The organism is Nonomuraea sp. ZG12, assembly GCF_052068115.1.
Classification (GTDB): domain Bacteria; phylum Actinomycetota; class Actinomycetes; order Streptosporangiales; family Streptosporangiaceae; genus Nonomuraea.
This window is the reverse complement of the sequence record NZ_JBQHCW010000053.1, coordinates 1-21652: the sequence shown is the minus strand read 5'-3', so window position 1 is coordinate 21652 and position 21652 is coordinate 1. Positions and strand designations below refer to the sequence as shown.

The 21652-nt window shown below is 69.2% G+C and carries 22 protein-coding genes and 7 pseudogenes; 12 read left to right on the top strand and 17 right to left on the bottom strand.

Annotated features, from left to right (window positions below):
* Window positions 1-198: 198 nt before the first annotated feature.
* From ACTMTF_RS48735 to ACTMTF_RS48715, 5 genes and pseudogenes are all read left to right on the top strand, one after another.
* Window positions 199-477, top strand: coding sequence for a hypothetical protein (locus ACTMTF_RS48735; RefSeq protein ID WP_441116920.1), 279 nt, complete (start codon window positions 199-201; stop codon window positions 475-477).
* A gap of 67 nt (window positions 478-544) precedes the next feature.
* On the top strand, window positions 545-955 hold the full coding sequence (locus tag ACTMTF_RS48730) for a Clp protease N-terminal domain-containing protein (RefSeq protein ID WP_441116919.1): 411 nt from the start codon (window positions 545-547) through the stop codon (window positions 953-955).
* A gap of 166 nt (window positions 956-1121) precedes the next feature.
* Window positions 1122-1699, top strand: a pseudogene (locus ACTMTF_RS48725) (Tn3 family transposase).
* The gene (locus tag ACTMTF_RS48720) at window positions 1696-2370 is read left to right on the top strand and encodes a response regulator transcription factor (RefSeq protein WP_441116918.1); all 675 of its coding nucleotides are present in this window, start codon (window positions 1696-1698) and stop codon (window positions 2368-2370) included. The pseudogene ACTMTF_RS48725 and the gene ACTMTF_RS48720 overlap by 4 nt, the downstream one beginning before the upstream one ends.
* A complete protein-coding gene (locus ACTMTF_RS48715) occupies window positions 2367-3806 on the top strand; it encodes an ATP-binding protein (RefSeq protein WP_441116917.1) in 1440 nt (479 codons plus the stop codon). The genes ACTMTF_RS48720 and ACTMTF_RS48715 overlap by 4 nt, the downstream gene beginning before the upstream one ends.
* 227 nt (window positions 3807-4033) lie before the next feature.
* Here ACTMTF_RS48715 and ACTMTF_RS48710 read toward each other — a convergent pair whose 3' ends face one another.
* From ACTMTF_RS48710 to ACTMTF_RS48690, 5 genes and pseudogenes are all read right to left on the bottom strand, one after another.
* Window positions 4034-4285 carry a hypothetical protein gene (locus ACTMTF_RS48710; RefSeq protein WP_441116916.1) on the bottom strand — a complete coding sequence of 84 codons (252 nt, stop codon included), beginning with the start codon at window positions 4283-4285 and terminating at the stop codon, window positions 4034-4036.
* 139 nt (window positions 4286-4424) lie between these two features.
* A pseudogene (locus ACTMTF_RS48705) lies at window positions 4425-4882 on the bottom strand (MMPL family transporter); the annotation flags it as partial.
* A 130-nt stretch (window positions 4883-5012) separates the two neighbouring features.
* Window positions 5013-5414, bottom strand: coding sequence for a hypothetical protein (locus ACTMTF_RS48700; protein ID WP_441116915.1), 402 nt, complete (start codon window positions 5412-5414; stop codon window positions 5013-5015).
* Between the two features lie 86 nt (window positions 5415-5500).
* The gene (locus tag ACTMTF_RS48695) at window positions 5501-5812 is read right to left on the bottom strand and encodes an aromatic-ring hydroxylase C-terminal domain-containing protein (protein ID WP_441116914.1); all 312 of its coding nucleotides are present in this window, start codon (window positions 5810-5812) and stop codon (window positions 5501-5503) included.
* A 227-nt stretch (window positions 5813-6039) separates the two neighbouring features.
* Window positions 6040-6654: pseudogene (locus ACTMTF_RS48690) on the bottom strand (FAD-dependent monooxygenase); the annotation flags it as partial.
* On the opposite strand from ACTMTF_RS48690, the gene ACTMTF_RS48685 reads away from it, so the two are divergent.
* On the top strand, window positions 6577-6852 hold the full coding sequence (locus tag ACTMTF_RS48685) for a hypothetical protein (RefSeq protein ID WP_441116924.1): 276 nt from the start codon (window positions 6577-6579) through the stop codon (window positions 6850-6852). The pseudogene ACTMTF_RS48690 and the gene ACTMTF_RS48685 overlap by 78 nt on opposite strands.
* A gap of 143 nt (window positions 6853-6995) precedes the next feature.
* Here the strand turns inward: ACTMTF_RS48685 and ACTMTF_RS48680 are convergent, their stop codons facing one another.
* Complete coding sequence (locus tag ACTMTF_RS48680) at window positions 6996-7505, bottom strand: hypothetical protein (protein WP_441116923.1); 510 nt, start codon at window positions 7503-7505, stop codon at window positions 6996-6998.
* A gap of 119 nt (window positions 7506-7624) precedes the next feature.
* Window positions 7625-8046: pseudogene (locus ACTMTF_RS48675) on the bottom strand (transposase); the annotation flags it as partial.
* Between the two features lie 169 nt (window positions 8047-8215).
* On the opposite strand from ACTMTF_RS48675, the gene ACTMTF_RS48670 reads away from it, so the two are divergent.
* Complete coding sequence (locus ACTMTF_RS48670) at window positions 8216-9445, top strand: monooxygenase (RefSeq protein ID WP_441116913.1); 1230 nt, start codon at window positions 8216-8218, stop codon at window positions 9443-9445.
* 115 nt (window positions 9446-9560) lie between these two features.
* On the opposite strand, the gene ACTMTF_RS48665 is transcribed toward ACTMTF_RS48670, so the two are convergent.
* On the bottom strand, window positions 9561-9713 hold the full coding sequence (locus ACTMTF_RS48665) for a DUF397 domain-containing protein (protein ID WP_441116922.1): 153 nt from the start codon (window positions 9711-9713) through the stop codon (window positions 9561-9563).
* A gap of 30 nt (window positions 9714-9743) precedes the next feature.
* On the opposite strand from ACTMTF_RS48665, the gene ACTMTF_RS48660 reads away from it, so the two are divergent.
* Entirely contained in the window at window positions 9744-10757 is a 1014-nt protein-coding gene (locus ACTMTF_RS48660; RefSeq protein ID WP_441116912.1) for a transposase family protein, read from the top strand.
* A gap of 267 nt (window positions 10758-11024) precedes the next feature.
* Here ACTMTF_RS48660 and ACTMTF_RS48655 read toward each other — a convergent pair whose 3' ends face one another.
* Window positions 11025-11744, bottom strand: a complete 720-nt coding sequence (locus ACTMTF_RS48655) for a response regulator (RefSeq protein ID WP_441116921.1) — start codon at window positions 11742-11744, stop codon at window positions 11025-11027.
* 186 nt (window positions 11745-11930) lie between these two features.
* Window positions 11931-12098 (bottom strand): annotated as a pseudogene (locus tag ACTMTF_RS48650) (ATP-binding protein); the annotation flags it as partial.
* Window positions 12099-12655: 557 nt separating this feature from the next.
* On the opposite strand from ACTMTF_RS48650, the pseudogene ACTMTF_RS48645 reads away from it, so the two are divergent.
* Window positions 12656-13191, top strand: a pseudogene (locus tag ACTMTF_RS48645) (transposase); the annotation flags it as partial.
* A gap of 53 nt (window positions 13192-13244) precedes the next feature.
* Here the strand turns inward: ACTMTF_RS48645 and ACTMTF_RS48640 are convergent.
* Genes ACTMTF_RS48640 through ACTMTF_RS48620 form a run of 5 tightly spaced genes read right to left on the bottom strand, consistent with a single transcriptional unit; the run spans window position 13245 to window position 18134 of the window.
* Entirely contained in the window at window positions 13245-14690 is a 1446-nt protein-coding gene (locus tag ACTMTF_RS48640) for an MFS transporter (protein WP_441116911.1), read from the bottom strand.
* 22 nt (window positions 14691-14712) lie between these two features.
* Window positions 14713-15447: a DUF3159 domain-containing protein gene (locus ACTMTF_RS48635; RefSeq protein WP_441116910.1), complete on the bottom strand. Its 735-nt coding sequence runs from the start codon at window positions 15445-15447 to the stop codon at window positions 14713-14715.
* A gap of 49 nt (window positions 15448-15496) precedes the next feature.
* Window positions 15497-16750, bottom strand: coding sequence for an NAD(P)/FAD-dependent oxidoreductase (locus ACTMTF_RS48630; RefSeq protein WP_441116909.1), 1254 nt, complete (start codon window positions 16748-16750; stop codon window positions 15497-15499).
* Entirely contained in the window at window positions 16747-16938 is a 192-nt protein-coding gene (locus tag ACTMTF_RS48625; protein ID WP_441116908.1) for a ferredoxin, read from the bottom strand. Before ACTMTF_RS48625 ends, ACTMTF_RS48630 begins: the two co-directional genes overlap by 4 nt.
* Window positions 16935-18134, bottom strand: a complete 1200-nt coding sequence (locus ACTMTF_RS48620; protein ID WP_441116907.1) for a cytochrome P450 — start codon at window positions 18132-18134, stop codon at window positions 16935-16937. The genes ACTMTF_RS48625 and ACTMTF_RS48620 overlap by 4 nt, the downstream gene beginning before the upstream one ends.
* A gap of 361 nt (window positions 18135-18495) precedes the next feature.
* Here ACTMTF_RS48620 and ACTMTF_RS48615 point away from each other — a divergent pair, with 361 nt between their 5' ends.
* The gene (locus ACTMTF_RS48615; protein ID WP_441116906.1) at window positions 18496-19056 is read left to right on the top strand and encodes a MarR family winged helix-turn-helix transcriptional regulator; all 561 of its coding nucleotides are present in this window, start codon (window positions 18496-18498) and stop codon (window positions 19054-19056) included.
* Between the two features lie 35 nt (window positions 19057-19091).
* A complete protein-coding gene (locus ACTMTF_RS48610) occupies window positions 19092-19232 on the top strand; it encodes a hypothetical protein (RefSeq protein ID WP_441116905.1) in 141 nt (46 codons plus the stop codon).
* Between the two features lie 111 nt (window positions 19233-19343).
* On the opposite strand, the pseudogene ACTMTF_RS48605 reads toward ACTMTF_RS48610, so the two are convergent.
* Both ACTMTF_RS48605 and ACTMTF_RS48600 read right to left on the bottom strand, forming a co-directional pair.
* Window positions 19344-20060: pseudogene (locus ACTMTF_RS48605) on the bottom strand (IS630 family transposase); the annotation flags it as partial.
* Window positions 20036-21256, bottom strand: coding sequence for an MFS transporter (locus tag ACTMTF_RS48600; RefSeq protein WP_441116904.1), 1221 nt, complete (start codon window positions 21254-21256; stop codon window positions 20036-20038). The gene ACTMTF_RS48600 and the pseudogene ACTMTF_RS48605, both read right to left, overlap by 25 nt.
* Before the next feature lie 206 nt (window positions 21257-21462).
* Here ACTMTF_RS48600 and ACTMTF_RS48595 point away from each other — a divergent pair.
* On the top strand, window positions 21463-21652 hold a 190-nt coding region (locus tag ACTMTF_RS48595; RefSeq protein ID WP_441116903.1), incomplete at its 3' end, for a hypothetical protein.

Sequence of the window (21652 nt, the reverse complement as noted above, 5' to 3'; positions counted from 1 at the left end):
TGCACACCGCCATCGGTGACGTCCCGCCCGCCGAACACGAAGCCGTCTACTACGCTCAACACCAGCCCCAACCGGCGACTGGAGTCAACCAATAGAGTCTCCACCGATCCCGGCGCGGTTCAAGGCATCAAGACTACGGCCATCCACGATCTGGGAGATCCTCAAGCAGGAGAGGCTTGACCCAGCGCCCGAGCGGGCGTGACCTGCGCCAAGTTCGTCACCACCCCCGACTACACCCCACGCTTGCAGGCCCGCCTGGAGGTCGAACAACAACTCGTCCAAGACGCCGACGAACGTGGCTGGACTCGCGAGGTTGAACGGCACACCGCCGTGGCCAGGCGACTGCAGGCCTTGCTGGCCGATCTCGGCGAAACCACCGGCCATACGGAAGTCCCTGCCTGCAAGGCAGCCTTGGCGGCAGCACTGGACTCCGACCAATTCCAGAGCGAGGACGATTCTGCTGGGTCCGCCTCCTGAGCAGGTGGTGTGCTTGAACCCTTCCCGTCGCGCATACTGGTGCCAGTCGCTCACGGACGGAGATGCCATGCTGAGGAGGACGACCCTTGACCAGCTCCTGGAGCATCTCCTTACGGCTCGCGCTCGGCTGGCGCTCGACTTGGCCCAACAGGAGGCCAGAACTCTGAGGCACGATCGTGTCACCGCCGATCACCTCCTGATGGGGTTGGCCCGCCTGGACGAGGGCATGGCCATCATGACGCTCAGGAGTCTCGGATGCGACCTCACAGCCATACGCGCCCAGGAGATAGGCGTCCACCTCGACCACGTCGTGGAACAGGCCCGCCGTGAGGCCGCCGGGCTCAAGCACCGGTATATCGGCACCGAGCACCTCCTGCTCGGTCTCCTACGCGAGGAAAGAACGGCTGCTGCCCTAGGCGTCGGCCTCCTACAGACCCGCATTCAGGTCATCAAGGTTCTCCATGGCAAGGCTCTGTGAGTCCGCTACAGCGATTCGCAACCGTTGGGCTCCGAGGACCCTTTGAGTCAGGGTCCGCTTGACAGTGTCCATATAACAACAATGATCAACTTCGCGCTGTTCGACCTGGTCGGCAAGGCCCTCACTCCGAGGATGCGGGATCTGACCCGGGTCACCCTGGTACGCGATGACACCCCGACCGAGATCGCCAAGCGCTACCCGCACGCCGGGCCGCTGCTGGGCGACGCGCTGGAACGAGGACCTCGTCGCCGACTGCTGGCCGGACCTGCTGCGGATGGCCGGCTCACTGAAGTACGGCCAGGCCACCGCCTCCCTGATCGTCGGCAAGTGGTCGGCCGCCTCCCGGCAGAACACCCTGGCGCCGCGCTGAAGGAATGGGGCATGCTCAGAAGGACCGTCCACCTGGCCAAATACCTGTCAGACCCAGCCTTCAGAAGGAAGATCTCCCGGCAGCTGAACAAGGGCGAGAGCCTGCACGCGCTGCGCCGCGACCTGCACTACGCCCAGCAGGGCACCATCCCCCGGCCGCACCTGGAACAGCAGACCGAGCAGGCGTGGTGCCTGACCCTGCTGACCAACTCGGTGGTCGCCTGGACGACAGAATATTATTCCCGTGCAGCGGGTCGTCGACGCCCACGGCGGCCGGGCCACCGGCGACGCTCTAATCCTGGCCTCAGGTTGATCGGGGACAATGAGCGGCAAAAGCATCGACTGGAGGGGGGCGGGCCGGCGTGCGGATCATGATCGCGGATGACGAGGCGGCCATCCGTGAGTCGCTGGAGCGGGTGCTCCAGGTCGAGGGTTACGACACCAGCACTGTCGCCAACGGTCTCGCTGTGCTCGACGGGGTCGGTGGCGACGCGCCGGATCTGCTGATCCTCGACGTGATGATGCCCCGCCTCGGCGGGTTGGAGACCTGCCGGCGGTTGCGGGCGGCGGGTCGGGACCTGCCGGTGCTGATGCTGACCGCCCGGGATCAGGTCTCCGACCGGGTCGCGGGGCTGGACGCGGGCGCCGACGACTATCTGCCCAAGCCGTTCGCCACGGAGGAGTTGCTGGCCCGGGTCCGGGCCCTGCTGCGCCGCCGCGCGCCGGGCGACGATGAGTCGCAGATCCTGACGTTCGCCAACGTCCGGGTCGATCCCGACAGGTTCGAGGCGTGGCGGGGCGGGCGGCCGCTCCGCCTGACCCGGACCGAGTTCTCCCTGTTGGAGATCCTCGTGCGCAACGCGACCCGGGTATTGACCCGAGATGCGCTGTTCGAGGCGATCTGGGGCTTCGACATGAGCGTCACCTCCAACAACCTCCAGGTGTACGTGAGCTACCTGCGCCGCAAGATGGAGGCCGAGGGTGAGCCGCGATTGATCTACACGCTGCGCGGCTTGGGGTACACGTTGCGGGAGACTCCTCCGTGAGCAGGCCCGCCGGCCGGGGCTCGCGCCGGCTGACCCGTTGGTGGCGCCGGCGGTCCCTGCGGACCAGGCTGACGGTGATCGCGGCGACGGCCATCGCGGTCAGCGTGTTCATGGCCTTCCAGGTGGCCAGCGAGCTACTGGCCTGGGAACTGCAGGACACCGCGGAGGATCAGCTACGCGCCGACTCCCGCGTCCTGGCGACGAACGCGGAGCGCGCCGGTCTGGCGCAGGTCCAGCTACTGCCGTATCCCGGATCCGGTCGGCTGGTGCGGGTCATCCTGCCCGACGGCTCGATCCGGACGCCGGCCGGCCAACCCGCGCTGCCCCCGGTCAGCGAGCACGCCGGACGCGTAGCGCAGGGCGCGTCGGCCGACCTGATGGAGTCGGGCGACAGCGACGACGACGGCTACCTCATCTACACGCTGCGGGCGGGCGACGGCGCGGTCCAGGTGGCCCGCGTCGCCGACGACACCCCGATCAACCGGTTCGGGTTGGGCATGCTGCTGATCGGGCTGCTCTGCGTGGTCAGCGGCGCCCTTGTCGGGCGGACCGTGGCGCGGACCGGGCTGGCACCGATCGACCGGCTGACCGCCGCCGCAGTCCGTGTCGCGCACACCCGGGATCTCGACGCCGACATCCCGGATGAGGGCGGTGGGGAGATCCGGCGGCTGATCCAGTCGATCAACGACATGCTCGCCGCGCTCCGGGACTCCCGGCGGGCCCAGCGGCTGCTCGCCGAGGACGCCGCCCACGAGCTCAAGACCCCGCTCACCAGCCTGCGCCTCAACATCGAGCTGCTGATCCGGCTCCATCGGCGCGGCACCCTGGACAGCGCATTGCCGGCGGAGAGCCGGACCCGGCTGCTCAACGATCTCGGCGCCCAGGTGGCCGAGTTGAGCACCCTTGTCGCCGAGCTGACCGACCTGGCGCGCGGTGACGTCAGCGACGAGAGCACCGAACTGCTCGACCTCGCCGACGTAGTGGTGGCCGCCGCGACCCAGGCGCGTTCCCGCGTGCCCGACATCGAGGTCGCGCTCGACGTGACCTCCGTGTGGGTGAGCGGGCGTCCCGCTGCGCTCCAACGGGCGGTGCTCAACCTCATCGACAACGCCGGCAAATGGTCCCCCGTGGACCAGCCGGTCCAGGTCCGGCTCCGTGCCCAGGGCGCGTCGGCGGTGCTCGAGGTCGACGACGCCGGGCCGGGCATCGATGCCGCCGACGTACCGCGGGTGTTCGACCGGTTCTACCGTGCCGACAGCGCCCGAGCGTTGCCGGGATCCGGTCTGGGGCTGTCGATCGTGCAGCGGGTCGTCGACGCCCACGGCGGCCGGGCCACCGTCGCCCGCTCCCCACGCGGTGGCGCGCTGCTTCGGGTCGACCTTCCGGCCGCCCCGATCGCGCGGCTCACCGCCGGGGAGGACACCGCGGTGCGCTGACCCGCCCCGGCGGCGCGGCGCAGGACAAGGGACGGCGGCCCTCGGGCATGGCCCCGCACGGCTCACCGTCGGGGCAGGACACCGCGGTGCGCCGACCCCAGCCCCGGCCGCACGGCGCAGGACCAAAGGGCGGCGACCGTCGGGCCCATGAAAAGATCCGGGACGGCCTGGGTCCCCGTCCCGGATCTCGTCCGTGCCGCCGCACTCACCGTTGCAGCGTGGGCTCCTCATCGTCCACGAGCGACTGCCACACCGCGAGTGCCCTTGACGATGTCGAGCACCCGCTCCCGGTACGCCGGCCGCGTGAAGATCGCCATCGGCTGGCCGCCGAGCTCCGGGAAGTGCTGGCGGAGAACGGTGAAGCCGGTGACCGACTCCGGCGCGGACAGGAACTGGTCCTGCTCCCGCAGGGCGCCGGTGTTGCCCGCCAGGCCGATGGCGAGAACGCCCAGGACTCCGAGCGAGCTGAGCGTCGCCACCCACCGGCGGCGGCTGATGGCGGCGCCGAGCCGTCCCCAGCCCCGGCTTCTCCTCCACGGCCGTGCTGAACCGCGGGATGGCCGGCCAGAAGATCCGCCTGGCGAGCACCACGAGCACCGCCGGGAACAGCGTCAGCATGGCCACCAGCGCGCACAGGATGCCGGCCGCGCCGATCGGGCCCAACCCGCTGGTGCTGTTCAGGTCCGCGACGAGCAGGCAGAGCAGGCCGGCGACCACGGTGGCCGCGGACGCAACGATGGCCGGCGCCGCGCCGCGTAGCGCGTGGACCATCGCGACCCGGACGTTCTCGTGGTGGTGCAGTGCTTCCCGATATCGAGCGATGAGCAACAGCGCGTAGTCCGTGCCGACGCCGAATACCAGGATCGTCAGCAGCGCCGAGTTCTGATCGTTGACCACGATGCCGAAGCCCTGACGAGCAGGTAGACGGTCGCCATCGCGGTCAGTGCGGCCGCGCCCACGGCCACGAGCGGGATGAGCCACAACACCGGGCTGCGGTAGGTGAGGATTATCAGGAGCGTGACGACGACGGTGGTGAGGAAGACCTGCAGGTCGATGCCGTCGAAGCCGGCGTCCATGTCACCCTCGATCGCGGCCGGGCCGGTCACGTCGAGGTCCAGGCCGGCGGGCGGTCCTTCGCGGTGTCACGCAACGGGCCGACGATGGCCTCCGGTGCGCCGTAGGTCGTGCTCACATCGAGGGTGAACATCATCGCCTTGCCGTCGGTGGAGGGTCTCGTCGGTGGGCCTCGTCGTCCTCGCCGGCCGGGGCCACCACCTTCGGCGGATACCGCTTGGCAAGGGTGTTGTAGTGGCGCTCGACCGTCGCGCGGTCGGCGTCGGTCATGCCGCCGGCACGGTGGTACACGAAGACGAACGTGTTGTCGTCCCCGCCAGGGAGACTGTCCTCCAGCACCGCGACCTTGGTGGACTCGGCGCTGGCCGGCAGGGTGTCCGCGGCGCTGTCGGTGGTGACCGAACTCAACATTCCGCTCAGCGGCACCATGACCACCGCCAGCGCCACCCACAAGCCAATCACCAACCACGGTACCCACCGGCCTGCCAACCGACCGGCCGGCGCTTCCCTGGACGGCGCTGCGTTGACTGCCATTCACTAGCCTCCTACATACGTGTTACATCGCTTATCTGACGCCAACTTCGTACCGAGCGAACCTGAGACGATGGTTAATACGGCGCTCAGGCCGGTTGGCCGATCCAGGTGCCCAGCGCACGCACCAGCGTGGTGGCGTCGAGGTCCTGCCCGGTAGGCAAGGCCCAGGCGACACAGCCGTCGGGCCGGATGAGCAAGGCGTCGACGTCCACCCGGTCCGTGCGGGCGGTGACGGTGTTGACCCGTCCGGTCCACGCGGCCGTGGCGTCGCGGACCTCCGCGCGGTCGACGAGGTCGAGCAGGAGCTCACGACCCTCACGCAGCAGTCCGCCGACCGGGTCACCGCAGTGACGACGTCCGGGTCGGGCCGCTCCAGGGTCAGCTTCATGTCCGGGCACAGGATGCCGACGAGCCGGTGGTCGTCGCCCAGGTCGTACCGGACGTCCATGCCGGCGAGCATGTCGGCGACGTACCGGTGGGCGTCGTCGAGGTCCATCAGGTCGGAGAACATCTCCCACAGCGCCCTCGTCTGCGGGTCGGGTCGCATCAGGGCGATCTGGGCCCGGGTGTTCTCCAGCAGGCGCGCCGCGACCGGATGCCGTTCGGTGGTGTACGTGTCGAGGATGTCCTCGCCGACCCAGCCGTGTACCACGGCCGCGAGCTTCCTGCCGAGGTTCGCCGCGTCGACGTTGAGGCCCTGGCCGCCGACCGGCGCGTACACGGGGGCCGCGTCCCCGGCCAGCAGGACCCGGCCGGCCCGGTACGTGGTCGCCTGCCGCGCCGTGTCGATCCAGCGGGTGCCGGACGACATCGTGGTGATCGTGACGTCGGTGCCGCTCACCCGCCGGATGCTGTCCTGCAGCTCCTCGACGGTGAGCGGCTCGACCTGCCGCGGCGGGCCGACGAACTCCACTGTGGACATCCGGCTCACCCCGAGCCCGTGCACGTACACGCCGTGCGGCGTGTAGTGAAATCCTGGCCGCAGCTTCTCCTGGTCCACCATGTCGACCACCGCCATCCGACCGGTGACGGTCGCGTCGGTGCCAACGAAGTCGAAGCCGGCGAGCCCGCGGACGGTGCTGCCCGCGCCGTCGCAGCCGACGACGTACCGTGCGCTGAGTTCCCGCACGCCGCCGGTGGTCCGGACCTCGACGGTGACCGCGTGGTCGTCCTGCCGGATCCCGACCACCTCCTGCTCGCGGCGCACCTCGACGCCGAGCCCGGTGGCGTGCCGGTGCAGGATCGCCTCCAGGTCGGGCTGCTCGATCCGGACCCGTCGCCGGTCCGGATCGGTGCGCCGGGTCGGGTCGATCTTCTCCAGCCCGGCGAAGTGCTCTTTCGGCGCCTTAGCTTGTCGTTGTCCGTTCCGGGCTTTTCGCTCGGCGATGGTCAGGTCTCTTTTGGTGGTTTACCGACGTCGGGGTGGGGTGCTCAGTGATGGTTTTGGGAGCCGCGGGGGCGTCCGGGGCCGGGTGCGCTGGGTTTCGGCGCACCGGCGGGATGGGTGGTTTTCGGGTGGAGGTTCCGAAACCCGCGACGGACCCGCGCCGGGGTGAGCCTGCCCTGTCGCGCGGGTGGTTCTCAGGGACGGCGTAGATCGCCGGTCAGGTGCCGGGCGAGGCGTAGCTGGGTGTGCGCGATGATCACGAGCCACGTCCACCGGTCGGGTGGGGCGTCGGTGCGTGACGACCACAGCCAGACCGGTTTCGGGTCGCGGTCACCGGGCAGATGCTCGACCTGCAGGCGGATCAGGGTGCCGGGTAGTACGGGCAGGTCCCCGTCGTGGTCGATCCAGGCCGCGCGGCGGGTCAACCTTGGGTGGACGTGGTCCAGGCGCTGGCGTTCGCGGTGCCGTACCGGCTGGTGGCGGTGCTCGTGGTGACTGCCGGGGTCGGCCAGGTCGTCGGGTCGGCGAGGCGGAACTCGACGCCGTGTTTCGATGCCCGCCCCGATCGTGGCACGCGATCGGGGCGGGGATGGCGGGCGCAGGACCCGGTCGATGCGGAGCCAGCCGAGTACTTCGGCGGGTAGGTCCGCGAGTAGGAACGCCGGCCGGGTGACGTCGTAGCCGGCGTCGAACACGACGAGCACGTCAAGGATCGCCGATCACCCACTGTCTGGCCGCGATGAGAGGTTGCATGACGTCGCGGACCTGGGCCGCAGTCACACCGGCGACGTCGTCGGCCGGGCCGCACGGCGTCGAGGATCGCGGTCCATGAGGTCCGGCCCGGTTCCAGGGCGGCGATGAACGAGTACGGCCAGCCCGGGATCAGCTGGGCCTGGTTCTTGCCGCGGCCGTAGACGTGACATAACAACCTGTCGGGGCTGGTGGCGGCGTCCGGGCGCAGCCGGGCGCTGACGTCCACGGCCAGGACCAGCCGCCCGCGCACCGCGGTAGCGGCAGACCTGTGAAGACGCTACGAAGCCGTTCGACCTCGATCCAGCCCTTGTTCGGCGCGTCGTACGACGCGCCGTGCCCGCGCCGGTGCTCGGGCGGCAACGACAACCCGACCAGGGTTCGTACCGGCCCATCAGTACAGAGCACCGCGTCGGTGAGCTCGAACAGCGCGTCGACCCGCGCGGTCAAGCAGGCGTAGAAGTCGGTTCTGAGCTGAATTTGGCTCCCGTCCATCGCCGACGGACTTTCGTGGGCGTGCCTTCGGGCCCAGTTGCGACGGGCCTTGATTCTCGTGCGGGTGTCGAACGGCGCTCCGGAGAGAAGTACCGTGGTACCACCTCCCTCCCGAAGATGAGACCGCAGTACGACGAAACAGGACGGAATCGGGCCTAGCGTTCAGGCTATGACGAAACCTGAGAGTCCACTGCGGAGGTTCGGGGTGGCCACCATGGCGCTGGCGACGGCGTTCGCTGTCGTCGCCTGCGGGTCGAACGCCGACAACAGTGCGGCGCCCGCCGCGGCCCGCTCGCACAGCGCGCACAGCGCGCACGCGGGCGGGTCATCGGCTCCACCGCAGCCGCTGCGCGCCGGCGAGCGGTTCGTCAACCTGAAGATGGCCGAGGCCTACACGCCCGCGCCGCCGGAGGGCGGCACGGACGAGTACCGGTGTCAGGTGGTCGATCCGGGCCTGACCAAGGCGGCGTTCCTGACCGGGACCCAGGTCATGCCGGAGAACGCCGCCATGGCGCACCACGCCATCGTGTACGCGGTGCCGCCGGGCGGCGCTGCCGCGGTGCGCGAGCATGACGCGAAGACCCCCGGCCTCGGCTGGCAGTGTTTCGGCGGGACCGGCGTGAAGGGCGCCGATGTAGAAGAAGGAGGAGGAGCGGCGTGGGTGGACACCTGGGCGCCGGGCGCCATAGAGACGCTGTTCACCCAGGACGCCGGCTTCAAGCTGGAGCCGGGCAGCCTGATCATCCTCCAGCTCCACTACAACCTGCTCGCGACCGACGGCAAGCCGCCCGGGTCGGACCGCTCGGCGGTGCGGCTGCGGCTGACGGACGGCACGCCGCAGACCCGGGAATTCGCCACGTGGTCGCTTGACGCGCCGACCGAGCTGCCCTGCGCCGCCGACGAGTCGGGTCCGCTCTGTGACCGGGCGGCCTCGATCGCGGACGTGACGAAGCGGTTCGGGCCGGACGTCGGCGGCACCGCGGACGAGCAGCTGGAGGAGTGCGGCCAGAGCGCGCCAAAGCCCGGTGGCACCCAGACCTGCGACCACAAGGTGACGGTGCCGATGACGCTGTTCGCTGGTTTCGGCCACATGCACCTGCTCGGGCGGGCCATCAAGGTTGAACTCAACCCGGGCACGCCGAACGCCAAGGTCGTGCTGGACGTGCCGCAGTTCGACTTCGACAACCAGCGGCTGGTGAAGCTGCCGTCGCCGGTGGAGGTGGGTCCAGGGGACACGCTGCGGGTGACGTGCACGCACGACGCGGGGCTGCGCAAACAGCTGCCGCAGCTGAGCAAGCTGCCGCCCCGCTACGTGGTGTGGGGCGACGGCACCAGCGACGAGATGTGCACGGGCATCATGACGGTCTCCCTCAAGGGCGACGGCGTTCTTGAATTCTGATGCGGTATGGCTCGGCAGGTGGCACTCGTCCTGCCGGACCTGTCCAACGCCTCCGAGGTGGTCGCCGCCGTGTCCCGCCTCACCACCCCACTGGACCGCGCGGCGGGTTGAGGGCCTAAAAGTCGAAGGCTCCGGGTTTCACGCCGCCGATGAACGCCTTCCACTCGGGATCGGTGAAGACCAGGGCTGGGCCGTCGGGGTCCTTGCTGTCTCGTACGGCGACGCGTCCGCCGGATAGGGCAGGGCCCCGGCGTTCCCGGGTTCTGATGCGGTATGGCGACGTTGAGTGTTTGGCCAGGTGGCATACGAAAGAGCGCGACTTCTGCTGATCTTTCAGGTCTCTAATCCGAAGATCGCCGCAGGAGTCGCGCTCGTGTCCCCATCTTCCCCGACCAGCCCCTGTCTCGTCGCTCGCCTTGACCAGCTCACCGACCTGGCGTTGTGGGAAGCCGAGCTGGCAGCCGATCCGATCGTGGTGGAATCGGCGTTGATGCGCCGGTTGGCGACGGTCCCCGACCGGCGCTCGGCCTGCGGGCGGCGTCACCCGTTGGTGGTCATCTTGACGTTGACCGCGTGCGCGACGCTCGTGGTCGGCGGCGACAGCGTCGCGGCGATCTGGCAGTGGGCCGCCCGAACCTCCCAACAGGCACTGCAGCGGCTGGGCGCTCACCGTGATCCTTTCACCGGCCGGTTCACCGTGACCAGCGAGCGGACTTTCCGCCGGGTCCTGGCCCGTCTAGACGCCGATGCGCTGGATGCGGCGATCAGCGGCTATGTGGCCGATGTGACGCGCCAGGCGGCTCCCATGCCGCAGATTCCCGACACACCCGGGCCCATCGAGCGCGAGCAACGCCGCGTCACCCAGCGGCAGATCACCCATCCCGCCCCAGAGGGGCTGCTGCCCGGCGCCGCCCTGGATGGCAAGGCTTGTCGCGGCGCCCGGACCGCGCAGGGCGAGCGCATCTTCCTGGTCGGGGCGATCAGCCACGAGCACGGCGTCATCCTGGGCCAATGCCAGGTCGCCGACAATCGTGTACGGCATCACCAGCCTGCCCGCCGACCTGGCCGGGCCCGCCCAGCTCAACCACTACGAACGCCCGCACTGGGGCGTAGAAAATCGTCTCCACTGGTCCGCGACGTAACATTCCGGGAGGACAACTCCCAGGTCAGAACAGGTACCGCGCCCAGGGCTCTAGCCGGCTTTCGCAACCTGGCGATCAGTACCGCCCGCCTGGCGGGCCGGACCAACATTGCCCATGCCCGCCGTGACCTCCTCGCCCACAACGACACCTTCGCCGTCTACAACATCTGATAAAACCGAAAGAACGGCATATAGCGAATCAACGCCGGGGCTCTGGGCCTCCCCCCGCAAGTCCTGACGAAGCGTCGAACGTGTGTGAGCTCACTGAGGTCAACAAGCCGAAAAACAGCTCTGAGCTCACACACGTCCGCACTGAACTCACACCCGTGCGGCGTCGTGGCGGTCGGACGGACGGGGACGTGGGCGGCTGCAGGCGGACCCGGCAGCGGAGCGGTCGATCACGCGGAACGGATCGGCCCGGAGCGGTGCGGCTGGGAACTACGGTCGCGCCCCCGACGGACGCGCGAGATGAAGCGCTAAATCGGCCGGGTGAGTCTCAGGCCGGGTGAGCCTCAGGTCGTAGGCGAGGATGACGGCCTGGATCCGGTCCCGTGCGCCGATCTTGGCGAGGACCCGCCCGACGTGGGTCTTCACCGTCGACTCCGACAGCGTGAACCGTTGCGCGATCTCGCCGTTGGTGAGGCCGTGGCCGATGGCGACGAGGATCTCGCGCTCGCGGCCGGTCAGGGAGTCCAGCCGGGGATCCTCCCGTACGGGCCCGCAGAGGTCATCGCTGAGCCGGTCGGCGAACGCGTCGAGCAGCCGCCGAGTCAGCGCCGGCGCGATCACCGCGTCCCCGGCGGCGACGGCCCGGATGCCGGCGAGCAGCTCCTCCGGGTGGATGTCCTTCAGCAGGAAACCGCTCGCCCCGGCCCGCAGCGCGGCGAGCGCGTACCGGTCCACGTCGAACGTCGTCAGCACCAGGATCCGCGAACGCCCACCGGCGGCGACGATGCGCCGGGTGGCCTCGATCCCATCGACGCCCGGCATGCGGATGTCAATCAGCACCACGTCGGGATGCAGCTCGGTGGTCCGCCGAACGGCCTCGGCGCCGTTCTCGGCCTCGCCGACGATCTCGGTGTCGGGGGTGCTCTCCAGCAGCATGCGAAACCCGAAGCGCTGCAGCGGCTGGGCGTCCACCACGAGCACAGAGATCATGAATGGCTGCCTTTCAGGGTCGCGTAGACGGTCCAGCCGTCGTCCGATGCGGGGCCGGCGCTGACCGTGCCGGCGTAGAGCGCGGCGCGTCCGGCCATGCCGGCGAGGCCGAGACCGGCGTCGCCCGGCGATGCCTACTTCATACCGAGCGAACCTGAGACGACTGTTAAAACGGCGCTCAGGCCGGTTGGCCGCCGACGCGGGTTCGGCGTCGGGCGGGCCGCTGTCGTGCACGACGATGTGGACCTGGCAGGAGTCGGCCGCCAGGCTCAGGTCGACGGTGGTGCGCGGGCCGGCGTACTTGAGGGCGTTGGTCAGGGCCTCCTGCACGATGCGGAAGGCGGCCAGTTGCACGCCGAGGTCCAGCCGGTCGGGGCTGCCGGATCGCAATCATTGCAACAGCCGATTTCGCAGCGCTCGGATCTCGTGCTCCAGGGCGACGTTCGACTCTGCGCATGCCCATAATTACATCCGCCCAGGTCATGGCTCTGAGGGGGCTTCGGGTGCCGTACGCGAGTTCCGGTCGCCCAGAGGCGGAAACGCGTACGGCAGGATGATCCGCTGTGCTTCTTCGCCTGACGTACCTGACCGTCACGAACGCTTTCGCCGCGCTGCGATTGCTACCCATGGGCGATCGGGAAGGACGTGGAGATTCTCGTCCTGCGTCACCAGATCACCGTCCTTGAACGCCAGCTCGGCGCTGACATCAAAGTGAGATTCGCACCCGAGGATCGGGCCTTTCTCGCCGCTCTCCTGACTCGCCAGGCTTGATCATTTACATGAGAAAAGTGCCTTGAGCTGGGAGGATTGGACTTGCTGAGGGCCCTGTCCACACCAGTTCGAAAGGCACTTTTCGAGTGCAGCTTACCGGTCGTCGCCCCAAGATCGTTGTGTCTTCGGATGGCAAGGGAATGGTCTGTCAGGCCGGCGGCCTGCTCCTGGTGGAAACGCTGAGGGCAACCGGCCTGGACAAAGGCCTGTCGCAGGCGCTTGCGCGGTGGCGTGCACCACGAGCGGTGCACGATCCCGGGAAGATCGTGGCGGATCTGGCCGTGACACTCGCGCTGGGCGGGGACTGCCTGGCCGATATCGCGGTGTTGCGCTCCTCTCCGGAGGTGTTCGTCGGGCCGGTGGCCTCCGATCCGACGGTGTCACGGCTGGTCAATATCCTCGCCGACGCGGGGCCACAAGCGTTGCGGGCGATCCGCGCCGCTCGCGCGGCGGCACGGGCCAGGGCCTGGACGCTCGCGGGTGAACGCGCTCCCGGCGCAGGCGGCACGCCGATCCGGTGGACCTGGACGCGACGATCGTGATCGCGCATTCCGAGAAAGAGCACGCGGCCCCGACCTGGAAGCACACCTATGGCTTTCACCCGATGACCGCGTTCATCGACCACGGTGAGAGCGGGACGGGCGAAGCCGCAGCGCTGCTACTGCGCCGAGGGAGCCTGCCGGGCAGTGGTCGCCGTCGACCATCTCGAACGGCACCACCCCGGTCAGGTTAGGGGGTCGGCCTCGGCTCGTGCCTCTGCACGGCCGTGGGTGTGGCGAGGAGAGGGCCAGCCGTCGTGGCGGGGCGACGGCGGGGGATGAAAGCGGCGATGACCAGGGCGAGCAGCGCTGCCGATGCGGCGGTCAGCAGGACGGTGGTGAACGCGGTCCGGCTCGGGACGACGTGCCCGCTCACCGTCGTGGACATGGTGGCCAGGAGCAGCCCGGTCACCGCGCTGGCGGTGGTTGTGCCCAATGACCGGCAGAGGTTGTTCAGGCTGTTGGCCGCCGCGGTCTGGTTGACGGGGACCGCGCTCATGATGAGCGACGGCATTGCCCCGTAGGCGAGCCCGATACCGGATCCGACGAGGGCGGAGCAGACGAGCAACTGCCAGAGTTCGGTGTGCAGCAGCGCCGCGAAGCCGTAGCCGCACACGACGACCGAGGCACCGGCCATGAGCGCCGCCCGTGGTCCGAAGCGGACGGTGATCATGGCCGACACCGGGGACATGGCGATCATGCAGACTCCACCCGGGGCCTGCAGGAGGCCGGCGACGAACATCGACTCGCTGAACCCGTATCCCGCCGCCGTGGGCATCTGCAGGAGCTGGGTGAACACCAGCGAGCTGATCAGCATGGAGAAGCCGAAGACCAGCGAGGCGGCGTTGGTGAGCAGAACCTGCGGCCGACGGCTCACCCGCAGGTCGATCAGCGGCTGCGCGGTGCGCAGCTCCCACGCCCCGAACAGCACCAGCAGCGCGGCCGCGCCCGCGAACAATCCGAGGGTCACGCCGCCGGTCCACCCCCAGGTTCCGCCTTTGGAGACAGCGAGGAACAGGCACACCAGCGCGCTGGAGAACATCAGCGCGCCCAGCGGATCGAACCGCCCGCCCGGCGGCCGCGATCTACCGGGCACGACGAGCAGGACGAGAACACCCGCCAGGGCGGCCAGCCCGCCCGCGGTCCAGAACAGGAGCCGCCAGTCGGCGTACTGCGCGAGGAACGCCGACAGCGGGATTCCCAGCGAGGCGCCGACGCCGAGCGACGTGCTCATCACCGATGTCGCGGAGGCCAGCCGGTGCGGGGCCAGGTGGTCGCGAAGCAGGCTGATGCCCAGCGACACCACGCCCGCGGCGATGCCCTGCAGGGCTCGACCGGCGACGAACCAGCCGAGCGAGGCGCTGAGCGCCGTCATCGCCGAACCCGCGATCAGGAACGCGAGACAGGCCAGCAGAATGCGCCGCTTGCCCCACAGGTCGGCGAGCCGACCGACGATCGGGATCGACACCGCCCCGGCGATCAACGTGGCCGTCACGGCCCACGACGCGTTGGCGGGGGTCGTGTGCAGCAGCGTCGGCAGATGAGGTAGCAAGGGGATGACGAAGGTCTGTTGCAACGACACCGTGATCCCTACGAGGACGAGTACGGCGATGAGCGTCCTCGGTCGCGATGTCACGGGTCCCGGCTGGTTCACGGGGCTACTCCGCCTGCTTCTGACCGGTGTCCCCGATGCCGTCGCCGGTGCCCGCCTTCTTCGGGGCGAGCTGCTTGGTGCTGCGCCGGAAGGCCCACAGGATGACGAGTGCGACGAGCGCCGACAGCGGCGTACCCATCGCGACGCGGGCGACACCGAGCGCGCTGGTGTTGTCGGCCAGGTACAGGAACTGCTGGACGCCGAATCGGGCGGCCAGGACGCTGGCTGCAGCGAGGGTGGCGATCATATGGGCATGCAGGACCTTGCGATCGGTCCGCCACCGGTACTTGCCGCCGTGCACGAAGTTCCAGATGATCCCGGTGACCGGCCAGCGGGCCAGCACGGAGCCAAGGGCGAGCAGGACGCCCGCGAAGTAGGCCCAGATCCCCAGTGCGAAGTAGTTCTTCGCCGACCCGGTCAGGGCCACGACGCCTGCGGCGATCGCGACGCCGACCAGGCTGCCGACAGCAGAGGTCCAGCGCTCACCGCTCACGATTCGGAACACCGTCAGTCCCACGCCCGTCAGCACGGCGACGGTGAGTGTCACCGTCAACGAGAAGAAGAGGTTCGCGGCGACGAACACGACGACGGGGATGCTGGAGTAGACGAAGCCTTTCCGGCCGCCCATCCGGGCGAGCACCATCTCGTCCCGTGGGGGACCTGTGTCCGAGGGTGACGACGTGGTGGTCGTGGGGTCGTCGTCGGTTGTGCCCTGTTCCTGCTGCTGCTGCTCAGTCATGGTCGATTGGTCCTTTCGCAGGTGTACCAGGCGTTGGCAGGGCGGAAGGTCAGGAAGTGGTGGTGGCCGAGCGCGTGGGCGCCGACGTCCGGGCGAACGCGATGGCTTCGTCGAAGCGAGCGCGTTGGGCAATGAGTCGGCGGTACTTCATGACGTGGCGCTGCCCGTTCAGGGTCAGCACCCCGGTCAGCCGGTCACCCTCGCGGTACAGCGCGACGAAGTGGTCACCGGCCAGGTCGCCCGATACGAGCTCGTAGCCGTCGTTGGTGGCGACACCGGCGAACTGGATGCGCGAGCCGTACCAGTCCGACCAGAAGTACGGGACCGTCGAGTAGGACTGGGCATCTGCCGGTGACACCGCGTTATGCCCGGCCCGCGCCCCCTGCTCGGCGGCGGCGAACCAGTGCTCCACCCGCATCGAGCGGTCGAACAGGAGGTTGTGCCAGCGGGCGACGTCTCCCGCGGCGTAGACGCCGTGGGCGCCGGCACGGAGGAACTCGTCGCAGACGACGCCGTTGTCGAGGGGCAGTCCGCTGTCGTCGAGCCAGTCGGTGCGGGGCACCGCTCCGATCCCGACGACGACCAGGTCGGCGTCGATCACGGTGCCGTCGGCGAGACGCACGCCCTCGACCCGGTCGGTGCCCTGCACCGCGGCCACGGCCTGTCCGCAGCGCAGCGCGGTGCTGTTGCGGGTGTGCAGCGTCGCCAGCGCGCTACCTAGGTCGGGACCGACGGACCGGACCAAGGGGGTCGGCAGGGCCTCCACGATCGTCACCTGCAAGCCGCGCGTGCGCGCGGCCGAGGCGACCTCGGACCCGATGAACCCAGCCCCTACGACGACAGTGCGAGCACCTTCGTCGAGGGCGCGGCGAACCGCACGCGCATCGTCCAGCGTGCGCAGGACGTGTACACCCGCCAAGCGTTCGGTGCCCGGCAGACTGCGGGCCGCGGCGCCGGTGGCGACAACCAGCGCGTCGTAGGCCACCTCTTCGCCGTCGACGTACACGACCTGGGCCTCCGGATCGAGTCCGGTGGCCGGGGCGCCAAGCAGCAGCTCCGCGTCCAGGTCGTCGACGAGCTCGGTGCGGCTACGGAAGGCCACCGGGTCGGTCCCGCCCCCTGGGGCCAGCAACTCCTTCGACAACGGCGGCCGGTCGTAGGGCAGGTGGGACTCGTCGCCGACCAGGGTGATACGGCCGGCGAATCCGGCCTTGCGCGCAGCCTCGACCGCACGCAGGCCAGCGAGCGAGGCACCGACGACAACGAGCGAGCTGGGTTCGGTGCGAACCGTCGCGGCGCTCACAACTGCAGCCTCAGAGCCATGGTGGGGCAGCCCTCGACGGCCTCGGCCACCTCGTCCCGGGCGTCTTCGGGCACGTCCGGGGACAGCACGACCAGCTCACCGTTGTCGTCCACCTCGAACACGGACGGCGCGAGTGCCTCGCAGATTCCGATCCCCGTGCACTTTGCCCGATCCAGGACGACCCTCATCGGACGGCCGACTCGTTCGCAGCACCGAGGCGGACCGGCATGGTCCGGATGCCGGGCACCATGGTCGAGCGCATCCGCACCACCTCGCCGGTGAGCTCGATGCGGTCGAAGCGGGCAAGGAACTCCTCGAAGAACACCCGGGCCTCGAGCCGTGCCAGCGACAGGCCCAGGCAGGCATGCTCACCGGTACCGAAGGCCAGGTGCGGGTTGGGCCGGCGGGTGATGTCGAACTGCTCGGCGGTGTCGCCGAAGACGTCCTCGTCGCGGTTGGCGGCGCCGTAGAGCAGCACGACCGCTTGCCCCTTCTTGATGGTCTTGCCGCGCAGCTCGACGTCCTCGGTGGCCCAGCGGGTCATGTGCGTGACCGGGGAGACGTAGCGCAGCATCTCCTCGATCGCGGTGGGGATCAGACTCGGGTCGTCAACGAGCATCCGCAGCTGCGCGGGGTGATTGATCAGTGCGACGGTGCCCAACGCGATCAGGTTGCGCGTGGTCTCGTTGCCAGCGACGAGCAGCAGGTGCAGGAACGATATGAGCTCCTCGTGGGACAGGCTCTCGCCGTCGACCTCGGCGTCCATCAGGATCGAGATGAGGTCGTTGCTGCGGCCCTGCTCGCGCAGCTCGATCAAGTGGCGGAAGTAGGTGGTCAGGGCCCCGAACGCGTCCTGCGAGGACAACTTGATGTCGGGATCGGCCGAGCCGACAGAGGCATCTGACCAGGCGCGGAACTGCTCCCAGTCCTCGGCCGGCGCCCCGAGCATGTCGGCGATGATTCGGACCGGGACCTTCGCGACGATCCCCTCGGCGTACTCCAGCTCGATGCCCGGCTTCACGGAGTCCAGCACACCGCGCATGATCGCGCGGACGTCGGGCTCCATCGCGCTGATGTGCTTCGGAGTGAAGCCCTTCGAGATCAGCTGGCGCAGCGCCTTGTGCCGCGGTGGATCGGTCGTGATCAGCATCGGGCGCGGCTCGACCGTCCGAGGCTTGCCGTCGGGCATCAGCACGCCCTTCGCCGACGAGAACAGGTGCGGCCGCGAGCCGATGAACTTGATGTCCTCGTAGCGCGTGATGCCCCAGAATCCGCCGTTGGCGCTGGTCCAGTGCACCGGAGAGTTGCGGCGCAGGTCCCGATAGGCCGGCGCGGGGTCGCCGATGAAGAAGTCCGGCAGGTGTATTGGGTAGTTCGGCTCCACGTGCGCTTCCCTTCCGTGTGGTGTGGGTGGCGATACGCTCCGGCATGGTCATCAAGACCACGGCCCACGCCTTCAATATGAGGCACACTACACATGATTTATGATGCCGTCTACACGTATTCTGTTGCGGCCCGATACGCTGCTGTGCACCGGCCGAGTACCGGGACAGGTGTGCTCGCGTACCTTGTTCAAGAAGCGGTGTACACGTAAGCTCCCACGCAGCGCAGCGCGGACTCACTGAGCACCGGACGATTGGACGCGGTGACGCCGGCATGACGACCACCCACGGCGATGCGGGCGCCCCGACCCCCGCCTCGCCTTCCTCGACGGGCGGGACGAACGAGAGCGGAGCGTGCACATAATGCGACAGACACTCGAGAACCGGGTCTTCGACGCGATGGCGTTGCTCACGCGGACGACCGAAGACTTTTTCGAGCGGGTCGCCGGCAGCATCTCGCCCGGTCTGCGCCGCGGCACCGCCGCACCGCTGTTCGTACTGCACCGGGCCGGACCGCTGCGGGTGTCGCAGCTCGCCGAGGTACTCGGCCTGGACCGGACGACGGTGACACGTCACCTCGACGACCTGGAGTCCCGCGGCCTGGTGACCCGGCAGCCCGACGAGCGAGACCGACGCGCCATGATGGTGAGCCTGACTGCCACGGCCCAGGAATTCCTCGATGACCTGCGGGTGCGCAACCGGGCGTTGATCCGGCGCATCTGCGCCGACTGGACGCGCGAAGAGCGGGCGGCGTTCGGGCTGCTGCTGCCACGCTTCGCCACCGAGGGCGAGAAAGTGTTCGGCAGCGCGCCGACGTCGGGAACCGGGGGACCTCATGGCCGTTCCGGTGGGACTGGCCGGGCCCGGTCGAACGGAGGTGAGGTGCGAGGCCAAGACCGAACCGGTCTGGGCGAATCGGCGTAGTCGCGCCGATCGTCCACGCAGCCTGTGGACCGCCGGTGCTGGCACCCCCCGTGCTCAACGACTTCGCTGCCCGCATCGTGCCCCACCCGAGCCCCTTCGAGCTGATGGAGAAGTACGACGGCGAGCCGCCCGAGGACGAGGGGGAGACCGCAACGGAGATGCTGACTTCGCTGTAGCAGACGCTTGGGGGCGGCCCAGCAACATTTCCGGGATGCCGGGGGCGCCCAGGAACCCCACGCGCCACATACCTACGTTGGCCACATCGCCCAGCATCTCCGCGCGGCTCCTTAACTTTCCGGGGCGTGGGGGCGCACTGGGCTATGTCGTGCGCCTGAAATTCGTCGGCAATATCGGGCGAGGGATTCGAGGATCTCTTCGGCGGTCTTCTTCCACACGAACGGCCGCGGGTCGTCGTTCCACTGAGCGATCCAGTCCCGGATGTCCTTCTCCAGGGACTGGACGCTCTTGTGCACGCCGCGCCGGATCAACCGTCCAGCTCGGCGGGCACGGTCTTGTCGATCGTGGCCAGGAACTTCTTGAACTCGGCGGCGCGGTGCTGGCGGTGCATCTGCCCGATAACGGTCCCGTCGGCGACGTTGAATGCGGCGAACAGGCTGGTGATCCCGTTGCGGACATAGTCGTGGGTGCGCCGCTCGGGCATGCCCGGCATCATCGGCAGCACCGGCTGCGACCGATCCAAGGCCTGGATCTGGGACTTCTCATCCACGCACAGCACCACCGCGCGTTCGGGCGGGTTGTGATACAGGCCGACCACGTCGACGACCTTCTCCACGAACAACGGATCCGTCGACAGTTTGAACGTGTCGGCCAGGTGCGGCTTGAGCCCGAAGCCTCGCCAGATTCGCCCGATGGTCGACTTGCTCAGCCCGCTGCGTTCGGGCCATCGACGCCCGCGACCAATGGGTGGCGTTCTTGGGCGCCTCTTCCAAGGTCGCCACCACGACCTGTTCGACCTGGTTCAGCGGGCGAGCTCGTCCTCGACGAACGCGGGCCTTGCAAGCGTGATCGCCGGGATGGTCGCCACGAGGGCGACAGCGAGCAGAAACAGCAGCGGCAGGGTCCACCCGCCGCTCACGTCGTGCAGCAGCCCGACGAGCAGCGGACCGAGCGCGCCAAGCGCGTACGCCACGCCCTGGGCGAAGCCGCTGAGCGCGACCGTGCCGCCCTGGGTGCGCGTGCGCGAATTGATGAGCACGAGGCTGACCGGGAACAGGATCGACCCCGAGCCGATGAGCAGCACCCACAGCAGGGTGAGCGATTCGGGGGCGAGTAGCAGCCCGAGGTAGCCGAGCACGAAGCTCGCGATGCCGGCGGCGATCAGCCCGCCGACGTTGCGCAGCCGCGCGACGAGCAGGGGTGCGACGAGGGCGCCCGGCACGCTGATGATGCCGGTCACCGCGAGCAGCACCCCGGCCTCGGTCGACGTCGACCCGGCGATGTCGCCGAGGATCTCGGGCAGCCAGGCGAAAGCCGCGTAGGTGCAGATCGTGCTGGTCGAGAATGCGACGGTGATCGACAGGGCCACGCGTGACCGCCACAGGCGCGTGACGAGGGCGGGCGGTGGTGACTCGCCTGCGACGGCATCCGAGAGTCGTTGGCGGCGCTCTCGCGCGATGATGAGGAGCCACGGAACGAGCGCGACGACCGAGGTCACCGACCAGATGCCGAGCGAGAAGCGCCAGCTGATCTGCTCGGCCACCGGCGCCGCGAGGGCGGCGGGCACGGCGGTGCTCACGCCGACGATGCAGGCGTACACCGCGGTCAGCAGGGCGACCCGGTCGGGGAAGTACCGCCGGACGATGGACGGCAGTAGCACGTTGCCGATGCCCGTGCCGGCGAACGCGACGATGCTGCCGATGAGCAGCACCGCGAATCCCGGGGCGAACGCGCGAATGAGGTGACCCGCGGTCATGAGCGCCAGCGCGAGCACGATGCCGCCGTCGAGACCGATGCCGCGGGCGACGCGCGGCGCGATGAACCCGGATGCCGCGAACAGGATGGGTGGCAGGGTGCCGAGCAACCCGACGCCGATGTTCGAGATCGGGATGTCCACGCGGATGTCGCCGAGTATTGGCGATATCGCCGCAACCGCCTGGCGCAGGGTGAGTGCCACGAGCACGATGCCCAGCAGCGCGGCCGTGCGTCCGGCCCAGATCGGGAGGCGACGACTATCGGGCATCCCGCGAGTCTAGGGTGGTGTCGATGAGCGACCTTACAGCGCCTAGCCGTTCTCAATGGCCGCAGGTCCCCGTGGAGAACCGCAGCGAGGACGGTCCCGTTAACTGATCCTGCGGCGCCGGCGGCGGGCCATCCTCCTGCGGTGCGCGCCGGGCCTCGGTGCCGTTCCCCCCACGCCACCCCATCCCCGCCGCGCCCCTGGCCGCCGTGCTCCTGGCCATGCCACTGACCGGCCTCAGTCCCGCATCGGCCGCCGAAGCTGCGGCCGCGCCGTCCGCCCGCGCCGCGACGGTGCTCCTGCATGACGCCGTGGCCGACCTTGCGGGTGCCGAGAATTCATCCGTGCAGGTCGCAGCACTGTCTGGCGATCATGCAATTCGCGTCTGGAGGTCGCGGG

Coding starts and splice junctions, on each gene's coding strand:
- ACTMTF_RS48600 (WP_441116904.1), bottom strand. CDS start 21,256: ATGCCCGATAGTCGTCGCCTCCCGATCTGGGCCGGACGCACGGCCGCG.
- ACTMTF_RS48730 (WP_441116919.1), top strand. CDS start 545: ATGCTGAGGAGGACGACCCTTGACCAGCTCCTGGAGCATCTCCTTACG.
- ACTMTF_RS48670 (WP_441116913.1), top strand. CDS start 8,216: ATGACGAAACCTGAGAGTCCACTGCGGAGGTTCGGGGTGGCCACCATG.
- ACTMTF_RS48720 (WP_441116918.1), top strand. CDS start 1,696: ATGATCGCGGATGACGAGGCGGCCATCCGTGAGTCGCTGGAGCGGGTG.
- ACTMTF_RS48615 (WP_441116906.1), top strand. CDS start 18,496: ATGCGACAGACACTCGAGAACCGGGTCTTCGACGCGATGGCGTTGCTC.
- ACTMTF_RS48655 (WP_441116921.1), bottom strand. CDS start 11,744: ATGATCTCTGTGCTCGTGGTGGACGCCCAGCCGCTGCAGCGCTTCGGG.
- ACTMTF_RS48625 (WP_441116908.1), bottom strand. CDS start 16,938: ATGAGGGTCGTCCTGGATCGGGCAAAGTGCACGGGGATCGGAATCTGC.
- ACTMTF_RS48635 (WP_441116910.1), bottom strand. CDS start 15,447: ATGACTGAGCAGCAGCAGCAGGAACAGGGCACAACCGACGACGACCCC.
- ACTMTF_RS48700 (WP_441116915.1), bottom strand. CDS start 5,414: ATGGCAGTCAACGCAGCGCCGTCCAGGGAAGCGCCGGCCGGTCGGTTG.